The following is a 3,615-nucleotide window of genomic DNA, read 5'->3' as shown; positions in this document are numbered from 1 at the left end:
TTGAAGCAGACAGGCGTTTAAATCCGGTCACCACGCCGTGGATCACCCGCTGGGTCTGCTGAACCGTCACGCCAAAGGCTTCGGCCACCGGGGCCGCCAATGTCAGTGACGCGTCCTGCATCAGCATGGTGGCCGGGTCAATCGCCTTGTCTGCGCTGGTAAATTGAATGTCGTAACAGAACGGCTGACTTAAGCTTTCGCGGCCTTCAAAACCCAACACATCGACGGGAGCCGTGCTGTCGCGGACCACCAGTTTGTGGTGGCTATGGTCAAACCGAATAGCAGGGAGAGAGATATTCATTTTTATTCGCCTGTATTGTAGATACCTGCTGATTTATCTTTAAATAATATACTTTTCAATTTAGATATTAATCTTATTACCAATCCCTACAATCCCTAACCGCCTCTGACATTCGTCACTATTAATACTTAGCCTCCGGCCTTTAGAAAAACTCGAGACACACCAATCACCAATCACCAATCACCAATCATGGGAAATATAATGTTTATCAGGCATTAATTAAATAATGGTATTTAGCATTTAATTTAGTTAATAATTACGCTTTACACACCTATATCGAATGCTAAAGAAAAAAAGTCACTTAATACACCGTTAAAATCAACACTCATATTACTCGACTATTTTTATTTTATATTCTTTACCAAAGTAACCTTTATCCGCGCTACCAAATAATGACCCACTCACTCTAAATATAATTTCACCAGAGACTAAAGGAATCCCTTTTATAATCAGATCATCTCTACCTGGCGGCTGTTCAGGATCATCCAACGTTAATACCAACCCTGACTTAACTGGTATGGAATCCCCCTTAAAAGAAGCAATAGCACCGCTACCACCCGTTATTTTAAGTTTAGCATAGTAGGGTTGCCCTAATTTACCTTCAGGTAAGTTAGGTGGTTCAACTTCGGCCTGCTTCATAAGAAGAGGATTAAGCATCATTCCACAACCACCCAAAAAAATCGCAAATACAAGTATTGAAAATATTCTTAAAAATTTATCCATAATAATTTATGGTATTTTTGTAAATACCAGCCCTCCAAATGAACAATTTAAAAAACCATCTAATGTTAGATCTTTATTAAGTCTATTTGTTCGCACTTCACCCCATGTAAATAGTTTTAGCATTACATTTTCATTAACACTAGTCTTTTTCGAAACAAGAGCACTTGGTAATTTTTCAGCATCAGTTTGTGTAATTTTTGTTGTCTCTAAACCACTTTCCCATACTACCCAATGGTCTTTAAATGAAGTATCAGCTCCCCCCATCATCTTTGCACTTACCAGTGCAACGATATGTGTAGAATAATTGACCGTGTCTACAAAATCATTAAGAGCAGAAATATCTGTTAAATTACTATGAGAGAGGCTAATGTTACTAAAAGTATTTTTTGCACCAACAGCGGAAAACCATTCTCTCATCACACCCCACATTGTAATTGCAGATGCTGCATCACTAACCTTATTGTAATTCATAATATTATTTGAGGAGTCTCTTAAACTAGCCATAAAAATCCAATCAATAGCAGGTATTTTAATTTCTTCTATGCCATTATAATCAAGTCCAAACAAATCCACCGGTTTCTTAACTTCATCGGAAGCTGTAATAACTAATGAGCCAATTCTTGTTTTACCAGTTTCCCATAAATCCCATATTGCCTGTTGATATAAATCAAATCTATCCATCATCAAACAATAAGTGAAAGCAGCAGGGCCACATAACATTGTTCTTTTTTGATTGGGATAAAAATTACCTATCGCCCTATTAGATGACCCATATTTTCTCTGATTCAAGGCCGCCTCTATATCACTTTTTTTAAATGGATTGTTTACTTCGTCAGTTTTAGGATGCTGAGGTGACTCAAACACACTATCTTTTTTACGGGTAATAAGATGGTGGGCAACATTGCCGTCCCCTTCCCGCTGTTCTTTAGTTGATTTTAATGTTTCATAATAACAAACATTTCCACGGGAGGAATTATCACCATTAAATTTACCAAATGAATAAATCGATGTTGCAGGCCTTAGTAACGCAGGTTTATCACCGGTTTTCGTTTTACGGTAAAGCATGACCTCCATAATATAAACTGTGGACTGTTCTTCTGTTATATCAATAGTTTTATGTTCTTGTGTTCTATAATCTGCTGCTAATGGTTTTATACCGGTATCAGGTAAAACATAAATTCGTTTTCCATAAACATCCTTATATAGCGAGAAACTATAAGAAAGCTCATCATATGATACATTAGATTTTATTTTAGTCTGAACAACATGAACCGGCATCTAGCCTCCACAAAAACAATAATTACACTTAATTCACTATCAATTTAAGTTGAAAATTAAAAAGATCAAGTGGTTTTTAGAAACGCTCAAAAAATGCATTTTTACATCTTAAGAACACTATACCTGTAAATTTATTTTTATATTTTGCTCATCATCGGTAACAAATCTTTCCGTATTACCTTTTGCATCTGTCACTCCTTTAATTTCTCTTCCATCGACAAGATAAGCAATATACGGTGTATTTGAATAAGGTACATTATCATCATCGGTAAATAGAAATTGTAGATTATGCTTCCCACCGGGAATCAGCTGAAATTCTGGCATTGCCACTACCTGCTTCGCTTTTTCCTGTCGCCCGTAATGCCCTGCCTTGGTCAGATATTCTCCGGCAGTGCCTGACTCAATCCGATTCTCATCCAGCGTGATATAACTGCCTCCCGCATTCAGCGTAATCCTCTTCTTGGCGGTGATTTTTATCTCATCCTCGGTACTGGTGATCGTTATCGCTTTGCGCGCCAATAACTCCATCAGATCATTTTGCGCCTGAACTGTTATCGGTCCCTGATTGGCTATCAGCTTCATCCCCAGTTTTCTGACGAAGATACTTAAGGTATTTCCCACACCAATAAATAAGTTCTTTATTACGCTGATGTCGCTGTTCTTACCGGCAGTGGCTATCAGGTTTTCGCTGGCAGATATTTGCAAATGCTCACCACTGCTCAGGGCAATGCCTTTGGGGGCATGCATTAATAAGACTGATGCGGTTAGATCCTTTACCCTCTCATTTATCAGTGATATCTGTGCCGATATATCTGCGGGATTCGCCGTCGCTGTCTGCGCATCATCTGACAGAGATTGTGCCATCTCCTGTAGCGAGGTCATTTCACTGATAACCGCGTCCATCTCCAGCACCTGCCCCTGAGCTTTGGCCTGACCGTCGGCACTGATAAAGAGGCCCTTTTCTGCACGCAATGCACCAAAACTGTCGGTACGCAGCTCAAAACCTTCACCCCGAGGCTGTTTCTCGTTATCGACCAAATGCCCCAGATTCAGTTGGCTTTTGCCGCCGTATTCGGTGCTGAGCTTGATGTGCTCTTTACCCCGTTCATCTTCAAGGCGCAGTTTGTTATTCGACGGAGTGCGCAGTACGTTGCGTTTGTAGTTGCTGATGGTGACATGGTCGCCATGCGCCGAGTCGTGCAACACAGAGGCAATATACGGCCGGTCCGGGTTGCCATCCTCAAACGCAATCGCCACTTCGGTGCCCGCCAGCAGCGGCAGGTGCAGGCCGTAGGTGTCACCCGCATACGGTC

The 3,615-nt window shown here is 40.7% G+C and carries 4 protein-coding genes; all 4 read right to left on the bottom strand.

What is annotated here, in order from left to right; translation table 11 throughout:
• A partial coding sequence (locus tag OVO64_RS20345) for a contractile injection system protein, VgrG/Pvc8 family (protein WP_267248995.1) occupies positions 1–301 on the bottom strand: 301 nt, incomplete at its 3' end.
• 330 nt (positions 302–631) lie between these two features.
• Complete coding sequence (locus OVO64_RS20340; protein WP_099462353.1) at positions 632–1,027, bottom strand: hypothetical protein; 396 nt, start codon at positions 1,025–1,027, stop codon at positions 632–634.
• A gap of 3 nt (positions 1,028–1,030) precedes the next feature.
• Positions 1,031–2,302, bottom strand: a complete 1,272-nt coding sequence (locus tag OVO64_RS20335; protein ID WP_050292485.1) for a hypothetical protein — start codon at positions 2,300–2,302, stop codon at positions 1,031–1,033.
• A 117-nt stretch (positions 2,303–2,419) separates the two neighbouring features.
• Positions 2,420–3,615, bottom strand: a 1,196-nt coding sequence (locus OVO64_RS20330; RefSeq protein ID WP_267248994.1) for a DUF2345 domain-containing protein, incomplete at its 5' end; no start/stop codon positions are given.

The sequence above is a fragment of the Yersinia sp. Marseille-Q5920 genome (assembly GCF_946902935.1).
GTDB lineage: Bacteria > Pseudomonadota > Gammaproteobacteria > Enterobacterales > Enterobacteriaceae > Yersinia > Yersinia rochesterensis.
The sequence above is the reverse complement of the archived record's forward strand: the minus strand, read 5'-3'. Positions and strand labels throughout refer to the sequence as shown.